This is a genomic window from Halomicrobium zhouii, from assembly GCF_900114435.1.
Lineage (GTDB): Archaea > Halobacteriota > Halobacteria > Halobacteriales > Haloarculaceae > Halomicrobium > Halomicrobium zhouii.
This window is the reverse complement of record NZ_FOZK01000002.1, coordinates 1,099,677-1,124,118: the sequence shown is the minus strand read 5'-3', so window position 1 is coordinate 1,124,118 and position 24,442 is coordinate 1,099,677. Positions and strand designations below refer to the sequence as shown.

Annotated in this window: 20 protein-coding genes and 1 pseudogene; 12 read left to right on the top strand and 9 right to left on the bottom strand. The window is 66.5% G+C overall.

Annotated features, from left to right (window positions below; genetic code table 11):
- Nucleotides 1-620: 620 nt before the first annotated feature.
- From BM337_RS12715 to BM337_RS12705, 4 genes and pseudogenes are all read right to left on the bottom strand, one after another.
- On the bottom strand, nucleotides 621-1,343 hold the full coding sequence (locus BM337_RS12715; protein WP_089816966.1) for a phosphoglycerol geranylgeranyltransferase: 723 nt from the start codon (nucleotides 1,341-1,343) through the stop codon (nucleotides 621-623).
- Nucleotides 1,344-1,551: 208 nt separating this feature from the next.
- Entirely contained in the window at nucleotides 1,552-1,752 is a 201-nt protein-coding gene (locus BM337_RS21915) for a DUF5615 family PIN-like protein (protein WP_394327770.1), read from the bottom strand.
- Between the two features lie 121 nt (nucleotides 1,753-1,873).
- Nucleotides 1,874-2,104 carry a DUF433 domain-containing protein gene (locus tag BM337_RS12710; protein ID WP_089816965.1) on the bottom strand — a complete coding sequence of 77 codons (231 nt, stop codon included), beginning with the start codon at nucleotides 2,102-2,104 and terminating at the stop codon, nucleotides 1,874-1,876.
- A gap of 335 nt (nucleotides 2,105-2,439) precedes the next feature.
- Nucleotides 2,440-2,709, bottom strand: a pseudogene (locus tag BM337_RS12705) (restriction endonuclease); the annotation flags it as partial.
- Nucleotides 2,710-2,746: 37 nt separating this feature from the next.
- Here BM337_RS12705 and BM337_RS12700 point away from each other — a divergent pair.
- Together BM337_RS12700 and BM337_RS12695 are read left to right on the top strand one after the other, a co-directional pair.
- Nucleotides 2,747-3,172 (top strand): Rieske (2Fe-2S) protein, encoded by a 426-nt coding sequence (locus BM337_RS12700; protein ID WP_089816964.1) that lies wholly within the window; start codon nucleotides 2,747-2,749, stop codon nucleotides 3,170-3,172.
- A 649-nt stretch (nucleotides 3,173-3,821) separates the two neighbouring features.
- Nucleotides 3,822-4,571 (top strand): potassium channel family protein, encoded by a 750-nt coding sequence (locus BM337_RS12695; protein ID WP_089816963.1) that lies wholly within the window; start codon nucleotides 3,822-3,824, stop codon nucleotides 4,569-4,571.
- 42 nt (nucleotides 4,572-4,613) lie between these two features.
- Here the strand turns inward: BM337_RS12695 and BM337_RS12690 are convergent, their stop codons facing one another.
- Entirely contained in the window at nucleotides 4,614-7,187 is a 2,574-nt protein-coding gene (locus tag BM337_RS12690) for a DNA topoisomerase I (RefSeq protein WP_089816962.1), read from the bottom strand.
- A 224-nt stretch (nucleotides 7,188-7,411) separates the two neighbouring features.
- Here BM337_RS12690 and BM337_RS12685 point away from each other — a divergent pair, with 224 nt between their 5' ends.
- Together BM337_RS12685 and BM337_RS12680 are read left to right on the top strand one after the other, a co-directional pair.
- Nucleotides 7,412-7,912: a hypothetical protein gene (locus BM337_RS12685; protein WP_089817197.1), complete on the top strand. Its 501-nt coding sequence runs from the start codon at nucleotides 7,412-7,414 to the stop codon at nucleotides 7,910-7,912.
- 62 nt (nucleotides 7,913-7,974) lie between these two features.
- Nucleotides 7,975-8,688 carry a rhodanese-like domain-containing protein gene (locus BM337_RS12680; protein WP_089816961.1) on the top strand — a complete coding sequence of 238 codons (714 nt, stop codon included), beginning with the start codon at nucleotides 7,975-7,977 and terminating at the stop codon, nucleotides 8,686-8,688.
- Between the two features lie 16 nt (nucleotides 8,689-8,704).
- On the opposite strand, the gene BM337_RS12675 is transcribed toward BM337_RS12680, so the two are convergent.
- Complete coding sequence (locus BM337_RS12675; RefSeq protein ID WP_089816960.1) at nucleotides 8,705-9,022, bottom strand: winged helix-turn-helix domain-containing protein; 318 nt, start codon at nucleotides 9,020-9,022, stop codon at nucleotides 8,705-8,707.
- A 28-nt stretch (nucleotides 9,023-9,050) separates the two neighbouring features.
- Nucleotides 9,051-10,568, bottom strand: coding sequence for an Asp-tRNA(Asn)/Glu-tRNA(Gln) amidotransferase subunit GatB (gene gatB, locus BM337_RS12670; protein WP_089816959.1), 1,518 nt, complete (start codon nucleotides 10,566-10,568; stop codon nucleotides 9,051-9,053).
- A gap of 176 nt (nucleotides 10,569-10,744) precedes the next feature.
- Here gatB and BM337_RS12665 point away from each other — a divergent pair, with 176 nt between their 5' ends.
- From BM337_RS12665 to BM337_RS12640, 6 genes are all read left to right on the top strand, one after another.
- Nucleotides 10,745-11,584 (top strand): hypothetical protein, encoded by an 840-nt coding sequence (locus BM337_RS12665; RefSeq protein WP_089816958.1) that lies wholly within the window; start codon nucleotides 10,745-10,747, stop codon nucleotides 11,582-11,584.
- A complete protein-coding gene (locus BM337_RS12660; protein ID WP_089816957.1) occupies nucleotides 11,581-12,750 on the top strand; it encodes a hypothetical protein in 1,170 nt (389 codons plus the stop codon). The genes BM337_RS12665 and BM337_RS12660 overlap by 4 nt, the downstream gene beginning before the upstream one ends.
- A 72-nt stretch (nucleotides 12,751-12,822) precedes the next feature.
- The gene (locus BM337_RS12655; RefSeq protein ID WP_089816956.1) at nucleotides 12,823-13,578 is read left to right on the top strand and encodes a DICT sensory domain-containing protein; all 756 of its coding nucleotides are present in this window, start codon (nucleotides 12,823-12,825) and stop codon (nucleotides 13,576-13,578) included.
- 107 nt (nucleotides 13,579-13,685) lie between these two features.
- Complete coding sequence (locus tag BM337_RS12650) at nucleotides 13,686-14,000, top strand: DUF7518 family protein (RefSeq protein WP_089816955.1); 315 nt, start codon at nucleotides 13,686-13,688, stop codon at nucleotides 13,998-14,000.
- Nucleotides 14,001-14,023: 23 nt separating this feature from the next.
- A complete protein-coding gene (smc, locus tag BM337_RS12645; protein WP_089816954.1) occupies nucleotides 14,024-17,617 on the top strand; it encodes a chromosome segregation protein SMC in 3,594 nt (1,197 codons plus the stop codon).
- On the top strand, nucleotides 17,610-18,629 hold the full coding sequence (locus tag BM337_RS12640; RefSeq protein WP_089816953.1) for a segregation/condensation protein A: 1,020 nt from the start codon (nucleotides 17,610-17,612) through the stop codon (nucleotides 18,627-18,629). Before smc ends, BM337_RS12640 begins: the two co-directional genes overlap by 8 nt.
- Before the next feature lie 207 nt (nucleotides 18,630-18,836).
- Here BM337_RS12640 and BM337_RS12635 read toward each other — a convergent pair whose 3' ends face one another.
- Complete coding sequence (locus tag BM337_RS12635; RefSeq protein ID WP_089816952.1) at nucleotides 18,837-19,787, bottom strand: AEC family transporter; 951 nt, start codon at nucleotides 19,785-19,787, stop codon at nucleotides 18,837-18,839.
- Nucleotides 19,788-19,850: 63 nt separating this feature from the next.
- Nucleotides 19,851-20,543 (bottom strand): phosphoribosyltransferase, encoded by a 693-nt coding sequence (locus BM337_RS12630; RefSeq protein ID WP_089816951.1) that lies wholly within the window; start codon nucleotides 20,541-20,543, stop codon nucleotides 19,851-19,853.
- A 381-nt stretch (nucleotides 20,544-20,924) separates the two neighbouring features.
- Here BM337_RS12630 and BM337_RS12625 point away from each other — a divergent pair, with 381 nt between their 5' ends.
- Complete coding sequence (locus BM337_RS12625) at nucleotides 20,925-21,827, top strand: PhzF family phenazine biosynthesis protein (protein ID WP_089816950.1); 903 nt, start codon at nucleotides 20,925-20,927, stop codon at nucleotides 21,825-21,827.
- Nucleotides 21,828-21,993: 166 nt separating this feature from the next.
- Nucleotides 21,994-24,378, top strand: a complete 2,385-nt coding sequence (ppsA, locus tag BM337_RS12620; protein ID WP_089817196.1) for a phosphoenolpyruvate synthase — start codon at nucleotides 21,994-21,996, stop codon at nucleotides 24,376-24,378.
- Nucleotides 24,379-24,442 lie beyond the last annotated feature (64 nt).

Below are 24,442 nucleotides of genomic sequence, written 5' to 3'. Positions count from 1 at the left end.
GGCCTCTGGGATGTCCGTATGTGAACTGAGTGGGTGGTTCTTCTGAGTTGGTGCTGGAAGAAACGGCACCGCCAACACCGAGAAAGCCCTCGGCGGGCTCCAGTCCCGCGGACCGACTGCGCGCGCTCGTTCCTCGCGTGCTTATCGGTCCGGGGTTCCCGGAGCGCGCCTCGCCCTTTCAGTCCTCCGAGGCCCGCACCGCACCGCAGCCCTGCCCTTCCCCTGGTCGGCCGACGAGACGGCCTCCCGGCCGGGCGGTTGCAGGGCGGTCAGGACGCGTGTCGCTCGCCGTCCGGCGAGCGACCGGGGAGGGGTGGCGGAGTCAATCGTGAGTGCGTTTCATCGCACGAGCGAGGCTGTGCCTGGCGGACTGAAAGGGCGAGGCGGGCTCGCGTGGCCTGCGCGGGCCCTATCCGAGCGACGGAGGAGCGAGGATATCCCGCACAGGGCGCGTCGAGCGCGCTGAGGGCTTTCGAGTTGTTTGACTTCGTGCGAAGACCGACAATCCCGTAACCCAACCGATCGCTCACTCCACTCCCTGTACCGACCACATCCCGGAGGCGCCCGTTGTAGAGCGAGAACCCATGCGTCGAAGTCACAGAATGTGGTCGAGGGAAGAACTACTCGCCAGTCGGTGCGGCGGGCTGTGCGTCCCTGGCCCCTTCGACCGTCTCGCGGACCGCGTCGACGCCTTCGTCGTGGACCAGGTCGCCGACGACGACGGTGTCGGCGACGGCGGCCATCGTGCGCGCGGAGTCGTAGTCGTGGATGCCGCCGCCGTAGAACAGCGTGGCCTCGTCGAGGGTCGCCGCGGCGGCCTCGACGATCTCGGGGTCGCCGAAGGTCCCGGAGTACTCGACGTAGACGATGTCCTGGCCCAGCAGGTGTTCGGCGACTTCGGCGTAGGCCGCGACGTCGTCCGCCTCGAGGTCGCAGTCAGCCTGCGTGTAGCTGGCGACGGAAGCCTCGGGGTTCATGACGATGTACCCCTCCGTCCACGTGCGCGACCAGTCGATGCCGTCGTCGATGCGGGCCCACTCCTTGTGGGCGCCGGTGATCCACGTCACGTCGCCCGCGTTGAGGACCACCGGGACCAGGTAGCCCTCGTGGAGGTCGCTGTGGACGACCGAGGCCGGGTTGGAGGGCTCGATGTACACCGGTACGTCGTGTTTCCCGCAGGCCTCGACGACGCGGGCCATCTTCTCCTCGGTCATGCCGGTCGTGCCGCCGACCTCAATGGCGTCGGTGCCCGTCGCCGCGACGTCCTCGAACGTCTCCCCCTCGACCAGCGTCTTGTCCGGGTCGATCTTCACGATGTGGTCCCAGTCCGCCCAGTCGCTCATGTTGGTGAGTGACTCTCGCCGGACGGTAAAACCGCTTCGGAACCACCTTTTTCTTCGTCGGGTGCCGTCGCGTCGCTCCGGCACCACTCCTCGAAAAACGTGGGCGAAAAAGGCCGCTCGCTCACTCCGTTCGCTCGCGGTACTCAATTCCTTCCCACCGCCTCTTCGACAATTTCGATTTCCTCGTTGATCAGTCCGTACTGCTCGGCTATAGATAGTGAATATCCTGCTCAGTCTCTTCGAATGCTTCGAGACACGTATCGACGGCCTTCACGACGTCACCGATCTTGCGTCCCGCTTGCTGAACGTATATCAGGCCTGCGTGGTCTAACCCCTCGCCTTCGACGAGGGAAAGAAAGTCGTCGTCGAACGTCGCGACGATCCAGTCCCGTTCCGTCGCGTACTGCAGCTGTCCCGGTCAGGATCACCCAGGGTTCCCTCGTCTCGGACTGTACGTACCTCCCACCCACGACGACGGAGTCCGTCGGCGACGGGAATCCAGATACTTTCGTCGCAATACAACGGGGGCGTCATGCAGGCGCAGACTCGGAACCGGCTGATCGGAAGTCGTCGATGTGGTCGTAGTAAAACGCCAGCGCGCGGTGAACGTCACCCAGCGAGAGATCGGGATACAACTGGGTAATCTCGTCGGGCTCGTACCCACTGTGCTCGTAGGCAGTTGCTATATCCTTCACCCGTATTCCCGTCCCTTCCACGGTTGGCGCACCGTTGCTGTGTTCGCTGTCCCGGACGATTCCCATGAAAACAGGTGGGTCCCGATGGCATTTAAATTCGAGGTCGTCTCTTCAGTCCTCGCCCACCGCTGCCTCCACGATTTCGATTTCCTCGTCGGTCAGCCCGTACAGCTCCTACACGACCACCTTTTTCATCGTCGGGTTTCCTCGCTCACTTCGTTCTCACGGGTCACTCCGTTCCCCGTTCGAACAATCGCGGGCGCTTCGCGCCCGCTCCGTTCGCTGCGGGAACCACTCCTCGAAAAACGTGGTCCACGCGAGCGAAGCGAGGGTGGGCTCGGGAGAGCTTGCTCTCCCGGTGGCGAAAAAGGCCGCTCGCTCACTCCGCTCGCTCGCGGTACTCAGTCCTCGCCCACCGCATCTTCCACGATCTCGATTTCCTCGTCGGTCAGCCCGTACAGCTCGTAGACGATTTCGTCGATCAGGTCGTCGGTTCGCTGGATTTTCTCTTCGAGTTCCTCGGCACGCTCCATCGTCTCGACGTAGCTTTCCAGCCCCTCGCGCACGTCGTCCACGGCGGGGAGGGTGAGCTTCCGGAGGCGGTCCACCAGCGAGTTGGTCTTGGTCGCCGTCTCGCGGAAGCCCGCGAACCCGTCGGCCTCGTCTACCGCCCACAGAACTTAGTCGCCGAAACCACTCGATTCACCCATGCCGACGGGAACCGAACTCACCACCGTCTCCGACGTCCGCGAGAACCGCTCCTATCGCTTCACAGCGACGGACGAGTACGGCGCCGAGGAGGAGCTGATCGTCGTTCCCTGCGACGAAGAGGACCGACCCGTGCGGGCGTTCGTCAACCGCTGTACCCACGAGGCCCAGCGATTCGACACCGGCCGCGGCGTCGCCATGCGCGACGGGCAGATCATCTGCCCGAAACACGGCTCGATGTTCGACGCCTGCTCGGGCTACTGCGACAACGGCGACGCCGCCGACACGACCCTCCCCGACGTCGACCTCGTCGTCAAGGACGAAGCGATCTTCCTGACCGACGACGAGTACACCTTCGCCCACGAGGGCGGCATCGGCGAGGGCGACGACGACGGCCCGAGTTCGACCTCCCACATCGGCTTCTAGGTGTTCGGTATCTCGCGTGATGTGATCGATACAGATGAAGGGCCGAGCGATCTGGCGGAGCTGCTGTGACCACGACGCCCAACACCTCGAAAGCCCTCGGCGCGCTCCGGTCCCGCGGTCCACCTGCGCTCCTCACTGCGTTGCGGTGCTTGGTGGACCGGGGTTCCCGGACCGCGCCTCGCCCTTTCAGTCCTCCAGGCACCACACCGCAGCCCTGCCCTTCCCCAGGTCGCGCGCCCCTCGCGTTGCTCGGGGACGCGTTCCCGGCCAGCCGGATGCTGGGCGGGCAGGAAGCGTGATTCGGCGCGGACGCGCCGAATCCGGGGAGGGGTGGTGGAGTCAATCGCGAGCGCGTTTCATCGCGCGAGCGATGCGGGACCTGGAGGAATGAAAGGGCGAGGCGTGGTCGGCGAAGCCCGGACCCGCAAGCACGCGAGGAACGAGCGCGCGCAGCGGGTCCGCGCAAGTCGAGCACGCTGAGGGCTTTCTGGTTGTTTGCGGGCTCGTTTCTCCCAGCACCGACCCACTAACACACCCATTCACTCGAAACACGCCCGAATCAAACGAAAATCCCCAACAAACAACCCACACAATAGCAAATCTCGCCACGAACGCCCATTTGATACGAACTACCACACACCATCACTACGTGGCACCTGTTCCGCTCGGCGGCTTGCTCCGTCGACCACTGCTCAGACACGCCCTCAGACCGATCGCCGCGTTCGCGGCCGTCGTCCTCGCTGGCGTCGCGGGCTTCACCGCCCTCGGCGGCGTCGGCGTCGTCGACGCGCTGTTCTGGTTGCTCGACCCAACGAGCATCGAGTTGCACTTCCAGAACCACGACGGGCCGGCGACGCTGGTGAAGGGGTACGCCATCGTCGTGCTGACGGGGCTCGTACTCACGGGGCTGTGGACCGGCGAGACGGTCCTGACGGCGGCGTTCGGCGGACAGATGCGCGAGGAACTCAGAGCGATGCAGCAACTATCCACCATCGGCGACCTCGACGACCACGTCGTCGTCTGCGGCTACGGCACCTTCGGCAAGACCGTGGCTCGCAGCCTCGACGACGCCGGTCGCGACGTGGTCGTCGTCGAGACCCAGGAGGCACAGTACGACCAGGCCATCGACGACGGCGTCCTCGCGGTGCGGGGGGACGCCAGACGCGAGGAGACCCTCGGCGACGCGGGCATCGAGCGGGCCAGCGCCGTCGTCGGCGCCATCGACGACTCGAATGCGAACATCCAGATCGTCCTCGCGGCGAGCCAGCTGGCGCCGACGGTCCGGCTGGTGGTCCGCGTCGGCGACGAGACCGACGAGACGCTTGCCCGCCGCGCGGGCGCCGACGAGGTGATCATCCCCGAGGTCGTCAGCGGCGAACGCGTCTCGACGACGCTGTAGCCATCGAGTCGACGGCCGCCGGGTCAGAAAACAGGAACTCGGTCAGTCCGCGGCGGGTGCTTCGCCTTCGCCGTCCAGCGTCTCCTGCCACTCCTCGACCTGTTTGGCGGTGACGCCCTGGACGGTGGCGGCAACCTCGCCCGGTTCGACGTCCTTCAGGTCGTCCACCGAGTCGACGCCGACGTCGGCGAGTTTCTCGGCGGTCGCGCCGCCGATCCCCGACAGGTCCTCCAGGTCGTCGACGCGCTGGCGGGCCTGGTACTCCTCGAAGTTGCATATGGGACAGCCCAGTTCCCACGGTCCGTCGTCGTCGGCGTCATCGCCTTCCTCGTCGTCAGCCCTGTCGTCAGCCACATCATCTGCCCCGTCGCCGGCCTGGTCGTGGATTTCGATCTCCGGGAGGTCGTGTTCCTCACAGCGTGCCTCGGTCACGACGATGTCGCCGTTGCGCGGCAGCGGGAGCGAGTAGTCGCAGTCGGGGTAGCGCGTACAGCCGACGAGTCGGGAGCCAGAGCGGAGGCGCTTGATCGCCAACTCTCCGTCGTGCTCCTCCCCACACTCCGGACACACCCCGATGACCTCGTCTTCGGTCTCGTCGGCCTTCTCCGCTTCACAGCGGGGACAGCCGTGGACGAAGGTGTCCCGTCCGGCGAGCATCTTCACGTGGTTCATCTCGTGTTCCTCGCAGGTCTCCTCGATGACGAGCGGGTCGCCCGTCGAGGGGAGCGGCAGCGTGTACTCACACTCCGGGAAGCCGTCGCAGCCGACGAAGTACGACCCCTGGCGCGAGCGGCGAACGAGCAGGTCGTCGCCGCAGTCGGGACACGGACCGAGTCGCTTGTCGGCCTTGAGTGACTCCTGGAGGTGTTCACCGACCTCCTCGCGGGAGGAGGCGAGTTCCTCGAACACCGCCTCCAGCATCTCGCGGGACTCCACGGTGACGTCGTCGAGCGTCGCCTCGCCGTTGGCGATGGCGGACATGTCCGCCTCCAGTTGGGCGGTCATGTCGTCGCTCACGACGTGGTCGGCGAACTCCTCGGCCGCCTTGACGACAGCCGTGGCCAGCGTCGTCGGCCGCGGCGGGTCGTTCTCGATGTAGCCCCGGTCGTACAGCTTCTCGATGGTGTTGTGCCGGGTCGCCTTCGTCCCGAGGCCAAGTTCCTCCATCTTCTGGATGAGCCGGGACTGGCCGTACCGGCGCGGCGGCTGGGTCTGCTTGGCCTGGAGCTCGACGTCGGACAGCGCGAGTTCCTCGCCCTCCTCGACGGCGGGGACGAAGTTCTCGCTCGCGCTGGAGTACGGATAGACCTCGTGGTACCCCGGTTCGACCAGGCGCTTGCCGTTGGCCTTGAGCGAGTGGTCGGCCGCCTCGGCGACCACACGGAGGTGGGCCCACTTCGCGGGCTCGGCCACCGTCGCGAAGAAGCGGCGGACGACGAGTTCGAACACTTCCCACTCATCCTCGCCGAGTTCGCTCGGCGCGGGAATCTCGCCGGTCGGGTGGATGGGCGGGTGGTCGGTCGTCTCGTCGTCGCCCTCCGTCGGCACGATCTCCTCTTGCTCCAGCAGCATCTCGGCGTGCTCGCCGAACGTCGAGTCGCCGACGAACTCGTCGAGCAGTTCGTCCGGTTCCAGGTCGTCCGGGTACACCGTGTTGTCCGTCCGCGGGTAGGTCATGTACCCGGCGGTGTACAGATCCTCGGCGATGGACATCGAGCGCTGGGCGGAGTAACCGAGCGAACTCGCGGCGGAGATGAACGCCGTGGTGTTGAACGGCTCCGGCGGGTCGTCGGTACGGGTCCGCCGACGGACCGAGGTGACCGTCGCGGCGTCCGTGCTCGCGATGGCTTCGTAGGCGGCCTCGGCCGACTCCTCGTCCCAGACGCGCTCGGCCTCGGTGCCGTCGTCGTCGTAGAAGTACTGGGCCTCGAAGGATTCGGCGCCCTTGGTCAGGTCGCCGTAGATCTCCCAGTAGTCTTCCGGGTCGAAGGCCTCGATCTCGCGTTCGCGGTCGACGATGAGCTTCAGCGTCGGGGACTGGACCCGGCCGACGCTGATGAAGTCGTTGCCGAGCTGGCGCGCCGAGAGGGAGAGAAAGCGCGTCAGCGCGGCGCCCCAGACCAGGTCGATGATCTGGCGGGCTTCGCCGGCGGCGGCCAGGTCGAAGTCGAGGTCGTCCGGGTTCGCGAAGGCGTTCCGGACCTCCCGCTCGGTGATGGAGGAAAAGCGGACTCGCTTGACGGGGACGTCCGTCTCGTCACGGATCAGCTCGTACGCTTCCTTGCCGATGAGTTCCCCCTCGCGGTCGTAGTCAGTCGCGATGGTGGCCTCCTCGGCCTTGCGGGCGAGGAAGCGGAGCGTCTCGACGATGTTCTCCTGGGTCGCCGACTTGACGACGTCGGCGTCGACCAGTTCCGCCGGCTCGACGTCGCGCCAGTCGGAGTACTCGGGCGGGAAGTCGACCCCCACGACGTGGCCCGAGAGCCCCATCACGCGTTTCGAGCCCCAGCGATACACGTTGACCCCGTTCTTGCGCTCGGCCTGCGCGCTCCCCTCGCTGAGGATCTCCGCGATCCGGCGGGCAGCGTTCTCCTTCTCGGTGATGATCAGCTCCACGAGACATCACCAGATTGCTCGCTCATTACAGGTGGATAGGGCGAGGTGCATCCAAAAGTGTTTCGTCCGAAATCGGCAGATAGCGCGTGTGTGCGCCCGGTTGGGCGGGCGCGGGTGTCCGCGCCAGGCGCGTGCTCGTGCCTGCGCTCGCACACGTGCGCGGTGGTGTCCCGTTCTCGGCGCGTATCGACGCGCTCTTGGCTTCGCTCGCCGGCGTTTCGGACATGGATCACCGGTACGTCCGCGCGGCGCGAGCCACCGTCGCCGCCCTCGTGTTCGTCACCGCGGCCTACCACCTCTGGTGGGGGTTCCCGCGGAGCCTCATCTACGGGACCGCCCTCCTCGACCTGGCCTCGCGCGGCCTGCCGCCGGACCCGCGGCCGTTCCTCTTCGTCGCCTTCGCGCTCGCGCTCCTGTCGGGGCCCTACCTCGTCATCCACGACAAGCTCTCGCTCCGCCGGGCCTACCAGATCGGCCTGGCGTTGATGGTGCTCTCCTTTCTCGGCTGGGTGTTCTGGCACGAGACGGGCCACGGCGCCTTCCTGACGGGGTCGGCTGCCCCCGGCGCCGGCGGCGGCCACTCCCACGGCGGGGGCATCCTGGGAACCATCGCCGAACACTACGTCGTCGAACCGGTCGAGGGATTCATCAAGAGCGTCGAACTGCTCGCGGCGGCGCTGTTCGCGTTCCTCCTGCGGTTCGATGCCGACGCCGACGCGGAGTAGTGGCGCGCCCGGCGACCGCTCCCGACGACTTTATCATTCCTTTCGACTAACTATTCGTCAATATGAATCGGCGAACCTTCCTGACGTCGGCCGCGGCGCTGGCAGGCGGTCTCGCGGGGTGTCTCGGCGGTGGATCGGGCTCGGGGACGGAATCTGAGTACCAGACGCTGGACGTCGGCGACGAGCAGGTGCCGCTAGTACCCGTCGACGAATCCCACACGTGGCACCAGGAGACCGACACGAAGTTCGTGGACGCCCGCGGCCAGCGCCAGTACGACGAGGCGCACATCACCGACGCAGTCCTGAGTACCGCCCGTCGCGTCGAGGACTGGTCGAAATCACGGCAAGACGACCCGACCGACGAGTGGTCCCAGGACCAGCGTATCGTCTGTTACTGCCGGTGTCCCCACCACCTCTCGTCGCTCCGCGCGGGCGAACTGATCGCCGAGGGGTACGAAGACGTCTACGCCATCGACGAAGGATTCGGCGCCTGGATAGACAACGGCTATCCGACGACCGGCAGCGCGTCGAACGCCAGCTTCGAAATCCGCGGCCAGTCGGACCCGGCGGACGCCGGGAAGTACGCCTGGGCCAGCCACGAGGCGAGCGACCAGCAGGAAGCCGTGCCAATCGCCGACGACGGGAGCTACCAGATGACGCTGCACTTCAGCGGCCTCTCCTCGACGTCGCCCATCGACCTGCGAACGCCGAGCTACGAACTGACGGCGCCGCTGTCGGACCTGACGGAGGGCGTCGTCGACGAGTCGCTGGCGTAGGTTCTGCTGCTTCCGTCTACTCCGACTCGTCCACGTACTCGAGCAGGTCCCACTCCATCTGGGCCAGGTCCTCTGCGGCGGGGTTGTCCCGGTTGATCGCGTACTTCTGGCTGTTGCCCACGCGACGCGTCTCCTCGATCAGCTCGTAGCCGAGCAGGTCGTCGAGGTGTTCGTAGAACGTGCTCCGGTCGATACCCGCGAGGCGGGCGATCTCGGTCGCGTCGAGATCCCGGTCGTTTTCGCCCAGCAGCGCGGTCAGTATCTTCACCTTGGCGTGGGGGCCGAGGACGTCCGTCAGCACGGTGTCTTCGACGGCGGATTCGGTTTTGCTCATGTCGTATCGCCTCCCGCTGAAATCGTGTTTACCCTTCCAGCTCCTCCCGCAACAGCCCGTTCACTTCGCCGGGGTCCGCACTCCCGCCCGTCTTCTGCATAACCTGGCCGACCAGGAAGTTGATGGCGCCGTCGTCGCCGTCGTGGAAGTCCGACACGGCGTCGGGGTTCTCGTCGATAGCGTCCTCGACGGCCGCCTGTATCTCGTCGCCGCTCGTCTTGCCCAGGTCCTCGGCCTCGACGATGCTGTCCGGGTCCTCGCCGTTGTCGAGCATCCCGCGCAGGACGGTCTCCTTGGCGTTCTTGGCGGTTATCTCGTCCTCGGCGACGAGTTCGACGAGGCGGGTCACCTCGTCGAAGCGGTCCTCGACGTCGGTGATCTGCATGTCGCGGTAGTTGAGTTCGCCCAGCAGTTCGTCGGCGACCCAGGTCGCGGCCAGGTCGGCGTCGAAGCGCTCGGCGACGCTCTCGAAGAAGTCCGCGACCTGCTTGGTGCTGGTGAGCTTCGAGGCCGCCTCGTCGCTCAGGCCGTACTCCGAGACGAAGCGCTCGCGGCGGGCGTCGGGGAGTTCCGGGATGGCGATCTCTTCCTTCCAGTGGCTCACGCGGAGCGGCGGGAGGTCGGCCTCGCGGAAGTAGCGGTAGTCCTTCTCCTCCTCCTTCGAGCGCATCCCGACGGTGTTGCCGTGGGTCTCGTTGAAGTGGCGGGTCTCCTGGGCGACCTCGCGACCGGACTGGACGAGCTTCTTCTGCCGGGAGGCCTCGAAGGCCAGGGCCTGTTCGGCGCCCCGGTGGCTGGAGATGTTCTTGACCTCGGTGCGGTTGGCGTCTTCGAGGACCGACTCGTCGATGTCGCCGTCGTCGCCCACGTCGTCGGCGTCGACCAGCGAGAGGTTGGCGTCGATGCGCAGGCTGCCGTCCCGCGTCGCGTCGAAGACGCCCAGGTACTCCAGGACCTCCTCCAGCTTTTCGAGGAACGCTCGAACCTCACCGGGCGCGCGGAAGTCGGGCTGGGTGACGATCTCCATCAGCGGCGTGCCGGCGCGGTTGTAGTCAATGAGGGTGTAGTCCGCCCGGTCGATGCCCGTCGTCCGGGATTCCAGCGGGCCGCTGCCGTCGCGGACGTGCTTGATCGACCCGGGGTCCTCTTCGAGGTGGGCCCGTCGGATGTCGACCGCGCGGCGCTCGCCCTCGTGGGAGAACTCCAGCGTGCCGTCCTGGCAGATTGGCGCGTCGTACTGGGTGATCTGGAAGTTCTTCGGCAGGTCGGGGTAATAGTAGTTCTTCCGGTGGAAGGTGGTCTCCTCGGGGACGTCGGCGTCGATGGCTTTGCCGACCTTCACCGCCGACTCGACGGCCGCCTCGTTGACGACCGGGAGCGCGCCGGGGAGGCCGAGGCACACCGGGCAGGTGTGGGTGTTGGGCTCGTCGTCGCCCACGTCGGTCGAACAGCCGCAGAAGATCTTCGTCTCGGTCTCGAGCTGGACGTGGACCTCGAGCCCGATGACGGTCGCGAGTTCGCGCGACTCCGTGGCCTGAGCGGTCATTGTCCGGGATTCGACGCCGTTCGGCTAAAGGCTAACGAAGGGGTTCGTTCCGCTCGTCGACGTGCATTCCCCGGGCTAAGCGATTAGGGGGTAACGTTTTGAGTGGTGGCCGAGGTCTTTCGGACCTGAAAATGGAAGGTACATGGGGGTCGACTGGGTCAGCGACGCGTCGAAACGTGCTGAAGGGGATAGGGGCCACGACTGCCGCGGCGCTCGCCGGCGGTGCGGTGCCCGCGAGCGGGGCGGCTGAGACGAGCGACGATGCCGTCACTCTGGGCGACTTCGAGTCGGGCCTGGCCGGCTGGCGCGGCGTCGGTGAGACGACGCTCGACCGGGTCGCGAAGTCTGAGCGACCGGCTGCCGTCACGAGCGGCGACCACGCGCTGGCGGCGACGACGGACCGAACTGCCGGACGCATCGAGAACGAGGAACGCGTCCGAAACGCCGACCTCGTCGCGAACCCCTCCCTGTTCGCGACGGTCACGCCCGGCCGGATCCCGGGGAGCGACGTGGCTATCTCGGTGCGGTTTCGATTGCACTACGTAGACGATGGGCTCTTCGGCGACGACACTGGCGTCGTCGAATCGGACGCACAGACCGTCCGGCCGCACGCGCCCGCAGTCGTCTCGTGGGACCTGCGCGAGCTGGCCGAGACGACGCGAGCCGACGCGACGAAACTGGAGATCGACTGGTCGCCGGCCACGGACTCCGCGTCGGACTCGCTGGACAGCGACGCCGGCGAGGCGTGGACAGTTGTCGTCGACGACGTCCACCTGACGGACGACGGCGACCGGATCAGGCGCCTGCGACTGGGCGAGCACTTCGAACGCCTCCAGTTCGCCCTCGGGGCCTACCGCTCGACGGAGGTCCACCTCCGGACGGAACACCTGGAATCCGGCGAGTTCGTCTTCGCCAGCGGGTCCTCGGTGCCCTACACCGTCGAGACGCTGACCGACGACGGGGTGGAGTTCGTGCTGGACGGCGTCGAGTACCTGTTCGGAGGTGAGTGGCTGTGAGTGACGAGACGGTGACCGGGTCGGCGACGACGCTCTCGCTGATCCCCGGCGGCAGCGAACACAGCGCCGCGGGCGGCGACGACCTCGACAGCGCGATGCCGGATTACTGGGGGAAGGGCCTCGACGCGTGGTTCCTCGGGGACCAGCGGGAGTCCCTGCCGACGGCCCTCGACGACGCGCTGGCGGCCAGGAAGACGTTCCCCGAGTACCCCGGCGAGGAGTTCCGTGCCTACCGGCTGAAGAACCACCTCGAAGTTACCTTTCCGTCGAGCGGCGGCCGGCGCATCGACGACTGGGACGCGGTGACGGTGGCAATCGACGAGCACGACCCCGTCTGGGTCTGCGTCGAGGGGGAGACCGACCACGGCGAGGACAACGCGATGCGGACCCTGATCGAGGACCCGCCGAGCGAGTTCTGGGACTGGTTCGACGGGCGCGAGAAGGCGAGGGCACACCGCATTCGCTACGACGACGATATCGTCGAGCGAGGGGGCGGCGACGGAGACAGTGCGGGCTACGAACCGAGGTCCGAGGATCTGAATCGCGTCGCAGTGGACGGGCCTGACGGCGAGACGGTCGAAGGTGTCCGCGTCTCTGCCATCGTCGGCGGGCAGGACACCTACATCCGGAAGCTGAACGAACTGTTCTACCGGGACCCGGTCCGGTTCCAGGCGGAGTTCCCGGACAACGGCCCGGAGGACGTCCCCTCGTACATCCGGACGCCGCCGACGGTGTACACGTTCCTGGACCTGATCGTGCTGGCCGACGGCACGACCCTTGCCCGCACGTGGGACGCCAGCCCGTACCCGCTCCACGTCTTCTACGTGAACGGGACCCAGCCCGAAGGCGGGATGACGAACGGACTGGAGCGAGGGACCGACGAGCGTCTCGACGGGAGCGTCGAGGACGGCAACTGGCTCCGGAACCAGGAGATGAACCGGGAGCGGTTCGTCCCGTGGGCGACACAGGCGTACCTGCCGATCGGGACGGAACCGTTCTCGCCGCACTCGTCGCTGGCCTACGAGGCGAACTGGGACGCCGACGTCCCCGGGCTGACGCCGCAGGACCATCCCGCCATGGTCTACGGAACGGACGGATCGACGCTGACGAGCGACGCCGTTCGGGAGCGGTGCGACGAGCCGCTGTTTCCGTGGACGGACGCGTAGCCCTCGCGCATCGCTATCAGCGATGGTAATCGCCCCGCGTCGTATTTAGCACTCCACCCGAACGAGTACGCAATGGGACTCGCCGACATCATCGCGGACGTCGACTCCGGTGAGAAGACGCTCACGATACGGAACCGCGACGAACCGGAGCCGATCGTGCGGATGCTCAGGCGGATGGTCGACGCGCCGGACGTGCGGATCCGGGAGGACGTGCCCGCAGCGGGAAGCCCCGGAAACCTCGTCATTCTCGAAGGAGACGGGGAGGGGACGACGCAACTCGCCATCTCTTCGATCGCCGACGTGGGAAACAGCGTCCTGATGGTGAACTCGGACCTCTATATCACCGGCACCAGATCGATCGACGAGGTCGACACGCCAGACGTGCTCGCGGGGCTGGACGAGACGACGTTCACGGTTTCGGGCAAGCAGAAGATGCTGCTGATCGAGATCTCGCGCCACGTCGAGGCCCTGGCCTACCGGTCCGGCGGGAGCACGTTACACACCGGCTTTCAGCACCTCTCTCGCATCGAGGACGAACGCGGGACGAGATCGGTGTACGAGCGGCTCGTCGACGCCGACGTCTCTGTCCACGTGTACGGGACGCCGGACGACTCACCGGCTATTCCCGACGACATCTCCGTCCACGCGGACGATAGCGAGGAGATCCGTACCTCGTGGTTCGTCGTCAACACCGACTGCCCCGACGAGTTCAAGGGCGCCCTGCTCGCGACGGAGGTCGGACCGAACGAGTGGACCGGCCTCTGGACGTTCGACCCCGCCGTCGTCGACCGCGTGTCGGCGTATCTGGACGAGACCTACGGCGCATGATCGCCAGATAGCGACCGGACACACCGGGGGCGACTGGTCGGGGAGTTGTCAATCGCGCTGTCAATGTCTGACGGAGGTTTAAGGTCTATCAGTCGCGCTGTATGTCCATGTGCGGTAACCGTGTCGAGGAACTCGAATCGCGCGTGAAGGAACTCGAAGCGTCCGTCGAAGGGCTCACCGACGAACTCGTCGAGTGCAAGGTCCGCCTCCGCGAACTGGAGAACGCCGTCGACACCGATATCGGACTCAGCGACGACAGCTCCGGGTCCGCTGGCGAGTCGACGCCGAACAGTACGCAGACGGACACTACGCCGGCAGCGGAGCAGGGAGGAGCCGACACACATAAAGCCGAGGACGCCACAACTGAGGACAACCGGGAGGAAAGCGAGGCCGACTCCGGCTCCGACATCATCGTCGCGTAGGTCGGACGGCCACGAGCGACCCAATGCACATCAAAGAGCTCGTCCTTGACAACTTCAAGAGTTTCGGCCGGAAGACGCGGATTCCGTTCTACGAGGATTTCACCGTCGTCACCGGACCGAACGGGTCGGGGAAGTCGAACATCATCGACTCCGTCCTGTTCGCGCTCGGCCTGGCCCGCACGTCGGGTATCCGGGCCGAGAAGCTGACGGATCTCATCTACAACCCGCGGGACGCCGAGGACGAGGACGACTTCGGCGGCGAGCGCGAGGCCAGCGTCGAGGTCATCCTCGACAACTCCGACCGCAAGCTCCAGCGCTCGCAGGTGATCAACGCCGCCGGCACCGAAGACGTCGGTAACGTCGACGAGATATCCATCCGTCGGCGCGTCAAACAGACCGAGGACAACTACTACTCCTACTACTACATCAACGGCCGCTCGGTCAACCTCTCCGACATCCAGGACCTGCTCTCGCAGGCGGGCGTCACGCCCGAGGGGTACAACGTCGTGATGCAGGGCGACGTCACCGAGATCATCAACATGACCCCCGGCGCTCGCCGGGAGATCATCGACGAGATTGCGGGCGTCGCCGAGTTCGACCAGAAGAAGGAGGCGGCCTTCGAGGAACTCGAGGTCGTCCAGGAGCGCATCGACGAAGCCGAGTTGCGGATCGAGGAGAAGCAGAACCGCCTCGACCAGCTCGAAGACGAGCGGGAGACCGCGCTGAAGTACCAGAGCCTCCGCGAGGAGAAAGAGGAGTACGAGGGGTACCGCAAGGCGGCCGAACTCGAAGACAAGCGCGAGGAACTCGAGGAGATCGAATCGGAGATCGACGAGCTCGAAGACGAACTCGCCGGGCTCCAGGAGGAGCTCGACCAGCGCCAGGGCACCGTCGTCCGCCTGGAAGAGGATCTGGAAGACCTGAACGCGGAGATCGAACGCAAGGGCGAGGACGAACAGCTCGCCATCAAGCGGGAGATCGAAGAGATCAAAGGCGACATCTCCCGCCTGGAGGACAAGATCGAGACCGCCGAGGAGAAGGTCGAAGACGCCGAAAACACCCGCCGGCAGGCGTTCGTCCAGATCGACCGCAAGCAGGAGACCATCGACGACCTGGAGAGCGACATCCGCGAGCGGAAAGTCGAGAAGTCCAACGTGAAAGCGGAGATCCAGGAGAAAGAAGTCGAACTCGAGGAGGTCCAGCAGCGGATCGACGAGGTCGGCGACGAGTTCGAGGAAGTCAAGACCGAACTCGAGGACAAGCGGGCGGATCTGGAGGAGGCTAAATCGGCAAAAAACGACCTCCAGCGCGAGCAGGACCGCCTCATCGACGAGGCCCGCCGCCGCTCGAACGAGCAACGGGAGAAGAAGGAGGCCATCGAGGAGGCCGAAGCAGAGATCCCCGACCTCGAATCCGAGATCGGCGACCTCGAGAACGAACTGGAGAAGGCCGAGAAGAACCGGGAGACCATCACCGGCGTCGTCGAGGATCTCAAGAGCGAGAAACAGGAGCTCCAGTCGACGATCGACGACCTGGAGGACGAAATCTCCGCGAAACAGCAGGAGTACGCAGAACTCGAAGCGAGAGCGGGCCAGGACGGCGACTCCTCGTACGGCCGCGCGGTCACGTCCATCCTCAACGCCGGCATCGAGGGCGTCCACGGCACCGTCGGCCAGCTCGGCGGCGTCGACCCCGACTACGCGACGGCCTGTGAGACCGCCGCGGGCGGACGGCTCGCCCACGTCGTCGTCGACGACGACACCGTCGGCCAGCGCGGTATCGAGTACCTCAAGTCGAAGGGCGCCGGGCGGGCGACCTTCCTGCCAATCACCGAGATGCACCAGCGCGGGCTGGGGAACCTGCCCGACAAAGACGGAGTAATCGACTTCGCGTACAACCTCGTCGACTTCGACCCGGAGTACGCGGGCGTGTTCTCCTACGTGCTGGGCGACACCGTCGTCGTCGACGACATCGAGACGGCCCGGGACATGATGGGCCAGTTCCGCCTCGTCACGCTCGACGGCGACCTCGTCGAGAAGTCCGGCGCGATGACCGGTGGCTCCTCCTCCGGGACTCGCTACTCCTTCTCCGGCGGCCAGGGCAAACTGGAGCGGGTCGCGAAGAAGATCAACGACCTCGAGGACGAGCGCAAGGCGGTCCGCGAGGAACTGCGAGACGTCGAGGGGCGCCTCGACGACGCCCGCGACCGCCAGGCCGACGCGGCCGACCAGGTCCGGGAGATCGAGGCCGACGTCGAGCGCAAGGAGACGTCCATCGAGGACGCGGAAGAGAAGATCCAGCGTCTCGAAGAGGAACTCGCAGAGATCGAAGAGGAACGCGAGGCCGTCTCCGACGAGATGGACGAACTGGAGGCCCAGATATCGGAGAAGGACGAGACAATCGCCGGGCTGAACGCCGACATCGAGGAGCTGGAGGCCGAGGTCGCCGACTCCGACCTCCCGGATCTGACCGACCAGAAGGACCGGATCAACGCCGAGATCGACCAGCTGGAGGACCGCCAGGACGACCTCGACGCGGACCTCAACGAACTGAACCTGGAAAAGCAGTACGCGGAGGACGCCATCGACGACCTCCACGATGACATCGAGACGGCCCAGAACCGGAAGGCCGACGCCCAGGAGCGCATCGCGGAGTTCGAATCGGAGATCGAAGCGCACCGCGAGAAGAAATCCGAGAAGGAGTCCGAGGTCGAGGAACTCGAAGAAGAGCTGGCCGACCTCAAGGACGAACGGGAGGACCTGCGCGAGGAACTCCAGGAGGCCAAGGAGGCCCGCGACGAACAGCAATCGGAAGTCAGCGACGTCGAGCGCGACCTCGAGGACGCCCGCGAGGAAGAGGACCGCCTGGACTGGGAGATCGAGGAACTCGAAGCGCAGGTCGGCGACTACGACCCCGAAGACGTCCCCGACCACGAGACGGTCCAGTCCGAGATCGACCGTCTCGAAGGCGAGATGGCGAAGCTCGAACCGGTCAACATGCGCGCCATCGAGGAGTACGACAGCGTCGCCGAGGACCTGGGTGAGCTCGAGGACAAGAAGGAGACGCTCGTCGAGGAGGCCGAACAGATCCGCGAGCGCATCGAGACCTACGAGGCCCGGAAGAAGGAGACGTTCATGGAGTCCTACGACGCCATCGACGAGAACTTCCAGGACATCTTCGAGCGCCTCTCCGACGGCGAGGGTCGACTGTTCCTCGAGAACGAGGAGGACCCCTTCGACGGCGGGCTGACGATGAAGGCCCAGCCCGGCGACAAGCCCATCCAGCGGCTCAACGCGATGTCCGGCGGGGAGAAGTCACTGACCGCGCTCGCGTTCATCTTCGCCATCCAGCGCCACAACCCCGCGCCGTTCTACGCGCTCGACGAGGTCGACGCCTTCCTCGACGCCGCCAACGCCGAGCGCGTCGGCGAGATGGTCGACGAACTCGCGGGGCAGGCCCAGTTCGTCGTCGTCTCCCACCGCTCGGCCCTGCTCGACCGCTCCGAGCGCGCCATCGGGGTGACGATGCAGGACAACAACATCAGCGCCGTCACCGGCATCGACCTCTCGGGTGACGTGGACATCGACGGCGACGGGGAGGTGCCCGCAGATGATTGACGGAGGTGGAGACGGCGAGGACGGCGAGGACAGTGGGGACAGGAACGACGACATCCCACTGAACATCGCGGGCCACGATGATCGGGAACGGCCTGGTGGTAGTTCCGACGCGGCAGAACTCTTCGGCGCGAGCGACGATAGCGACGAGGAGTCTGACACTGCTTCGGACGCCGAAACCACGGCAACTGAGACAGATGACGCGGAATCCGAGGCCGACGAAGACGAAGACGAGAACGTCGAACCGGTCGAGGTACTCGTCCAGCTGGCAGACGAGGGCGAGATCGACCCGTGGGACATCGACGTCGTGCGGGTGACGGACAAGTTCCTGCACGTCCTCGACGCCCAGGACCTGCGGACGTCGGGGCGGGCGCTGTTCTACGCCTCCGTTCTCATCAGGATGAAGAGCGACGCGATGCTCGCCGACGACGACGAGGAAGAGGCCGAACAGGTCGAGCCCTGGGAGCAGGCGATGGGCGAGGACGCGCCCATCGACGAGCCCGACCCCTTCGCCTCGCTCGAACAGGAGATGGACCGGCGCCTCGAACGCCGGCGGGCACGCGGGATGCCCCAGACGCTGGACGAGCTGGTGCGGGACCTGCGGGACGCCGAGCGCGAGTCGTGGTGGAAAGAGTCCAGGGAGTACGACACGAGCGACTCCCCGCAGGGGTTCCAGCGCGGGACCCAGGAACTGGACTACCGGTCGGCCGACGACCTGCGGATGGACGACGAGCCGACGGAGGACGACGTCACCGGCACCACGCACGCGGAGAACATGGACGACATCATCGACGCCGTCTACGAGGTGCTGCGCGAGCACTACGACGCCGGCCGCGACGAGGTGCTCTACCGCGAGGTCCACCTGGCCGGCGGGTCGCGCGTCGAGACGTACCTCGGCCTGCTCTTCCTCTCCCACCGCGGCCGCGTCCGCCTCCAGCAGGACGAACTGTTCGGCGACCTGTGGGTGCAGGACCCCGCCGCGCCGACGGGGTCGGAAGAAGCGTTCGCGGACTGATATTCCGGTTTTGACCATTCTCCGACCAGTTACTCGTCGAAACGCGAAGGGCTAAATCGTCTGTGTGGGTAGATACCAATGACCATGACCCCCACGTCAATCCGCGAACGCCTCGAGGAGGTCGGCGACGGTGTCGACCCCGAGGAGTTCGTCGCAGCGCTGGAGTACGTCCGCGACGACGGTCGATCCGGCCGCCACCCCTGACCCTCAGATCACGACGCCGGACTGGAGAATCGCGACCAGCGCGGTGACAGTGACCACGCTCGCGACGGTCGTCAGGAACACGGTCGCGCTGACGAACTCACTGGCGGTGATACCGTCGGTGTCGCCGCTGAAGGCACCGACGAGGATGATCGGTGTCACCGCGGTCGGGCCCGCGAGGAGTAACACGACGACGCGGGCGACCGTGGCGTCGCCGAAGCCGACGAGGAGCGCCGCGGCCAGCGCGACTGCGGGAGCCGCGAGGAGCTTGACCCCGCTCGCGAGGCCCACGGGGCGGAGCGCCCCCTCGACGTCGACACTGGAGAGCTGGATACCCAGCACGACGAGCATCACCGGGATCGACGCGTTCCCGAGCAGTTCGAGCGTCTGCATCACCGTCGAGTCGGTCGCCGGGACGACGCCCAGCCAGCGCGCCGCGAGCGCGACGACGACGGCGTAGACGAGGGGGAGGGAGAACACGCGCTTGACGTTCTCGCGGACGGCGCCCTCGTCTCCCCGGGCCGCGACGTAGACGCCGAGGGTGTAGAGCAGGACGCCCTGGACGGCGGTGACGAGGACGGCGACGCTGCGTCCGACCTGTCCGAAGGCGAAGTCCGCCAGCGGGATGCCGAAGTTGCCGACGTTCGGGAAGATGACTACCATGACGAACGCGCCCAGCAGCGGCTCCGATCGGCCCGACGCGCGACCGATACCCTCGGCGAGGACGATCATCGCGAGCGAGAAGACGGCGACGGCGGCCACGATTTCGAGGATGGTCGACCCGCCGAGTTCCGACGTCGCGAGGCTGTGGAGGACGAGCGCGGGCGCGAGCAGGTACACCGTGACCGTGTTGAGCGCGTCCGGCTGGACGCCCTTCACCCGGCCCAGGGCGAAGCCGACGGCAGCGATGGCGATAATCGGGAGGATGGCCGACGCGAAGATGCCCAGGAGCGACACGCTCGTGAAGTGCGTGGCGGGGCTAAGAATCCTGTCGAAACCGCACGCGTCGTGTCAGGCCCCTCACTCGACGAGGGACCAGCCGTCGCCGGTCCAGTCGACCACGTCGCGGCGCTCCATCTCGGTCAGGACCTCTCCGAGACGGTCGGGCTGGGCGATCTCCATCTCGATGCGGTCGACGTCGTGATACGTCCGGAGCAGGCCGCGGACGGCCTCCTCTTCGAGCACGTCCTCGTCGGCCCGCTCCATCGCGCCCTCGACGAGTTCGATCATGTCTTCGATGAAGTTCCAGGGGTAGACGACCCAGGTCCACTCCTCCAGGCGCTCGCCGACGAAGTCGGGCTGGAACTCGCTCGTGTCGAGCAACTGCAGCGTCGCCGTCCGCACCTCGCCGCAGTCCCGGTCGGTGACGTACTCGTGGGCCCGACTGATCGACCCGCCGGTGTCGGCGATGTCGTCGATGATCAGCACGTCCTTGCCCTCGACGGATCCTGCCGGCATCGGATAGCGGACCTCGGCTTCGCCCGATTTCTGGGCCGTCCCCACGTAGTGTTCCATCTTCAGGCTCGTCAGGTCGTCGAGTCCCAGGAAGTCACACAGGCAACGCCCGGCGAACCAGCCGCCGCGGGCCAGCGCGACGACCACGTCCGGTTCGAACTCGGCGCGCTTGATCTCGTCCGCGACGTCCCGACAGAGCCCGTAGATGTACTCCCAGTTCGTGATGGTACACGAGAAGTCGTCCGGCAGGTCGCTCATGTGTTGGTGTGCATCGTCGCCGACCTTCCGTGTTTCGAGCGAGAGGTCGACCGGAGGGAGACCTCGGTCGCTCGAACGGGGAGGTACGACCCGTGAGAGTCGTGGTGGTCGGTCTGCTCGGGGCAACGGGTGACGATACCACTGACTTCGATCGGACCTACAGCCCGAAAGCCCCGCCCTCCTGGACTAACCAGGCGGGCGGGACTGAAAGGGGCCGGTCGCTCGTGGAGCGAGACGAAGTAAGCACGGCCGAAGGCCGCGCGCAGCGAGTCGGAGCCCACGAGCGACCGGGGGCTTTCGAGTTGTTGGCGGTTATCACCGTATCAGCTGAAGCTCCCAGTCAGGGGAATCGTTTTCACGCGCGTCGGCAAACCCCAGGCCATGGACACTCGGCAAGCAGTATTAGTCGACGCGTTCGCGGACGAGCCGATGGCCGGGAATCCGGCCGGCGTCCTGCCGGACGCGTCCGACCTGAGCGAAGACCAGATGCAGGCGATCGCGGGTGAACTCGGGGCCAGCGAGACGGCGTTCGTGGTCCCTTCCGAGGAGGCGGACCGACGGCTGCGCTACTTCACGCCCGAACGAGAGGTGGATCTGTGCGGGCACGCCACGGTAGCGGCCCACGCCTACCTGTTCGAGCGGGCCGTCGTCGACGACGGGACCCACACCCTCGAAACGGCGGCGGGGACCTTCGACATCGAACTCACCATCGACGGCACCGTGTGGATGGAGCAGGCGAACGCCGAGCTCGGCCGGGTCGACGTCGACGAGCAGGAGGCCGCAGACGCGCTGGGCGTCGACGTGGCGTCGTTGCGCGACGTCGGCGCTGACGTGCCCATCGGAAAGGTTTCGACCGGCATGCCGTTCCTCATGGTACCGATCAACTACTTCGAGCACCTGAGCAACGCCGACCCGGACATGACCGCGATCGAGGAGCTCTGCGAACGAACCGGCTGCGAGGGGCTCTACGCGTTCACCTTCGACACGCTCGACATGGACTCGACGGTCCACGCGCGGGCGTTCGTGCCGCTGGCGGGCATCCCGGAAGACCCGGTCACGGGGACGGCCGCGGGCGCGCTGGGTGCCTATCTCCGTCGGCACAACGCGATGGACGGAGAGTTCGACGAGATACTCGTCGAGCAGGGACACTTCCTCGACCGGCCGGGAACGGTCCGGGTGGAGTCCGACGGGGACGAGGTGCGCGTGGGCGGGCGCGCGGTGACGACGTTCGACGGCGACCTCGTGATCCCCGACGACGACGAGGACGAGATAATCGAGATCTGACGGGCGACGGAAGCGAAGTTTGACGGGCGATACCGTGACGCGTCGTCGTCTCGGTGTCGAGCGAACAGGTCGGAGAAGCGATTGATTCGCATCCGAGTCAGGGGTACTAGATGGTGCCGGCTTCGACAGTACCTTAATATTTGTACATGTAGTGGACATCGAGTACATGGCGCTACGATGGCTCGACGACATTACGGCCGACGACCTCGACTCGGTCGGCGGCAAGGCGGCGTCCCTCGGTGAACTCACGGCAGCCGGGCTCCCCGTACCGCCCGCGTTCGTCGTCACCGCGGACACGTATCGCTCCTTCATCGAAGACACCGGCATCGACGTCGAACTGTTCGAGGTGGTCGACGTCGACACCGACGACTCGCAGGCGCTCGCGGCGGCCGCCGAACGCGCGCAGGAACTGATTCTGGAGACCGGGGTCCCCGACCACGTCCGCGACGAGATCGTCGGCGCCTACGACGACCTGGGCCACGACGTCGTCGCGGTTCGGTCCTCTGCGACGGCGGAGGACCTGCCCGACGCCTCGTTCGCCGGCCAGCAAGAGACGTTCCTCAACGTCGAGCGCGCGGACCTCCTCCAGCGCGTCAAAGAGTGCTGGGCCTCGCTGTTCACCCAGCGAGCCATCTACTACCGCCAGGAACAGGGGTTCGCCCACGACGTCGTCGACATCGCCGTCGTCGTCCAGGCGATGGTCGACGCCGACACGAGCGGCGTCCTGTTCACGAGCCACCCCTCGACCGGCGCGCCCACGTCAATCATCGAGGCCGCGTGGGGCCTGGGCGAGGCCGTCGTCTCGGGCGCCGTCTCGCCGGACAACTACGTCGTCGACCGCGAGTCAGGCGACCTCGAGGAGGTCACCGTCGCCGACAAGAAGATGATGTACGTCCGCGACGGCGGCGAGACGGTCGAGCGCGCCGTCCCCGACGAGAAACGGGAGCAGCGCGTCCTGGACGACGACGACGTCGACCGACTGGTGACGCTCGGTGAGCGTATCGAGGACCACTACGAAACCCCGCAGGACGTCGAGTGGGCCATCTTCGACGACGACGTCTACCTGCTCCAGTCCCGGCCCATCACCACCATCGACGAAGCTATCGACGCGCCTGCCGACGGAAACGACTCACACTCCATCGATACGGACGCTGACTCTGCCAGCGTCAGCGCCGACGCGGGCCTGGCCGACGGCGGCGCGATGACGAGTCAGGAGGAAGGCATCCTCGCCGACGGTCTCGGTGCCGGCCCCGGCTCGGCGACGGGCGACGTCCGCATCGTCACCAAGCTCGACCAGCTGGACAAGGTCGAGTCGGGCGACATCATCGTCACCGAGATGACGACGCCGGACATGGTGCCCGCGATGAAACGCGCCGCCGGGCTCGTTACGGACGAGGGCGGGATGACCTCCCACGCAGCCATCGTCTCGCGCGAACTCGGCGTCCCCGCGGTCGTCGGGACGAACGACGCGACGGCGCGCCTCCAGGACGGCCAGCGTGTCATCATCGACGGTGAACGCGGGACCGTCCGCCCGGCCAGCGCGGAGGGTTCCAGCGATGGCGGTGACGATGGCGACGAAACCCAGACTGCGACGGGGCCGGACGGCCAGTCCGGCAAGTCTGTCGACACGCAGTCCGGATCCACCGGCCAGCCCGCGACGAAGCCGATGACCGGCACGGAGATCAAGGTCAACGTCTCGATCCCGGCCGCGGCCGAGCGGGCCGCAGCGACCGGCGCCGACGGCGTGGGCCTGCTCCGCATCGAGCACATGATCCTCTCGACGAGCAAGACGCCCGAGCGCTACATCGCCGACCACGGCGAGCGCGCCTACGTCGACGAGATCGTCGACGGCGTCCGCACCGTCGCCGAGTCGTTCTACCCGCGACCGGTACGGGTCCGGACGCTCGACGCGCCCACCGACGAGTTCCGCCAGCTCGACGGCGGCGAGGACGAGCCCAACGAGCACAACCCCATGCTCGGCTATCGGGGCATCCGCCGCAGCCTCGACCGGCCCGAGACCTTCCGGCTGGAACTGGAAGCGTTCCGCCGGCTGTACGACATGGGCTACGACAACGTCGAGTTGATGCTCCCGCTCGTCACCGACGCCGAGGACGTCCTGCGGGCGAAGGCAATCATGGAGGACGTCGGCCTCGACCCCGAAAAGCGCTCCTGGGGCGTCATGGTCGAGACGCCGGCCAGCGCGCTCTCCATCGAATCCATCTGCGAGGCCGGCATCGACTTCGCCAGCTTCGGAACGAACGACCTCACCCAGTACACCCTCGCCGTGGACCGGAACAACGAGAACGTCGCCGACCGGTTCGACGAACTCCACCCCGCCGTCCTCGAACTCATCAGTAGCACTATCGAGACCTGTCGCGAGCACGACGTGGCGACGAGCATCTGCGGCCAGGCGGGCTCGAAGCCCGAGATGGTACGCCACCTCGTCAACAGCGGCGTCACCTCCATCAGCGCCAACATCGACGCCGTCTTCGACGTCCAGCAGGAGGTCAAGCGCGTCGAACAGCGCCTGCTGCTGGAGTCGGTGCGGTAGGACCGGTTCAGCCGCTATTTTACGACGTCGCCTTCGTCTCCACCGACGGTACCGACGTCGGGCC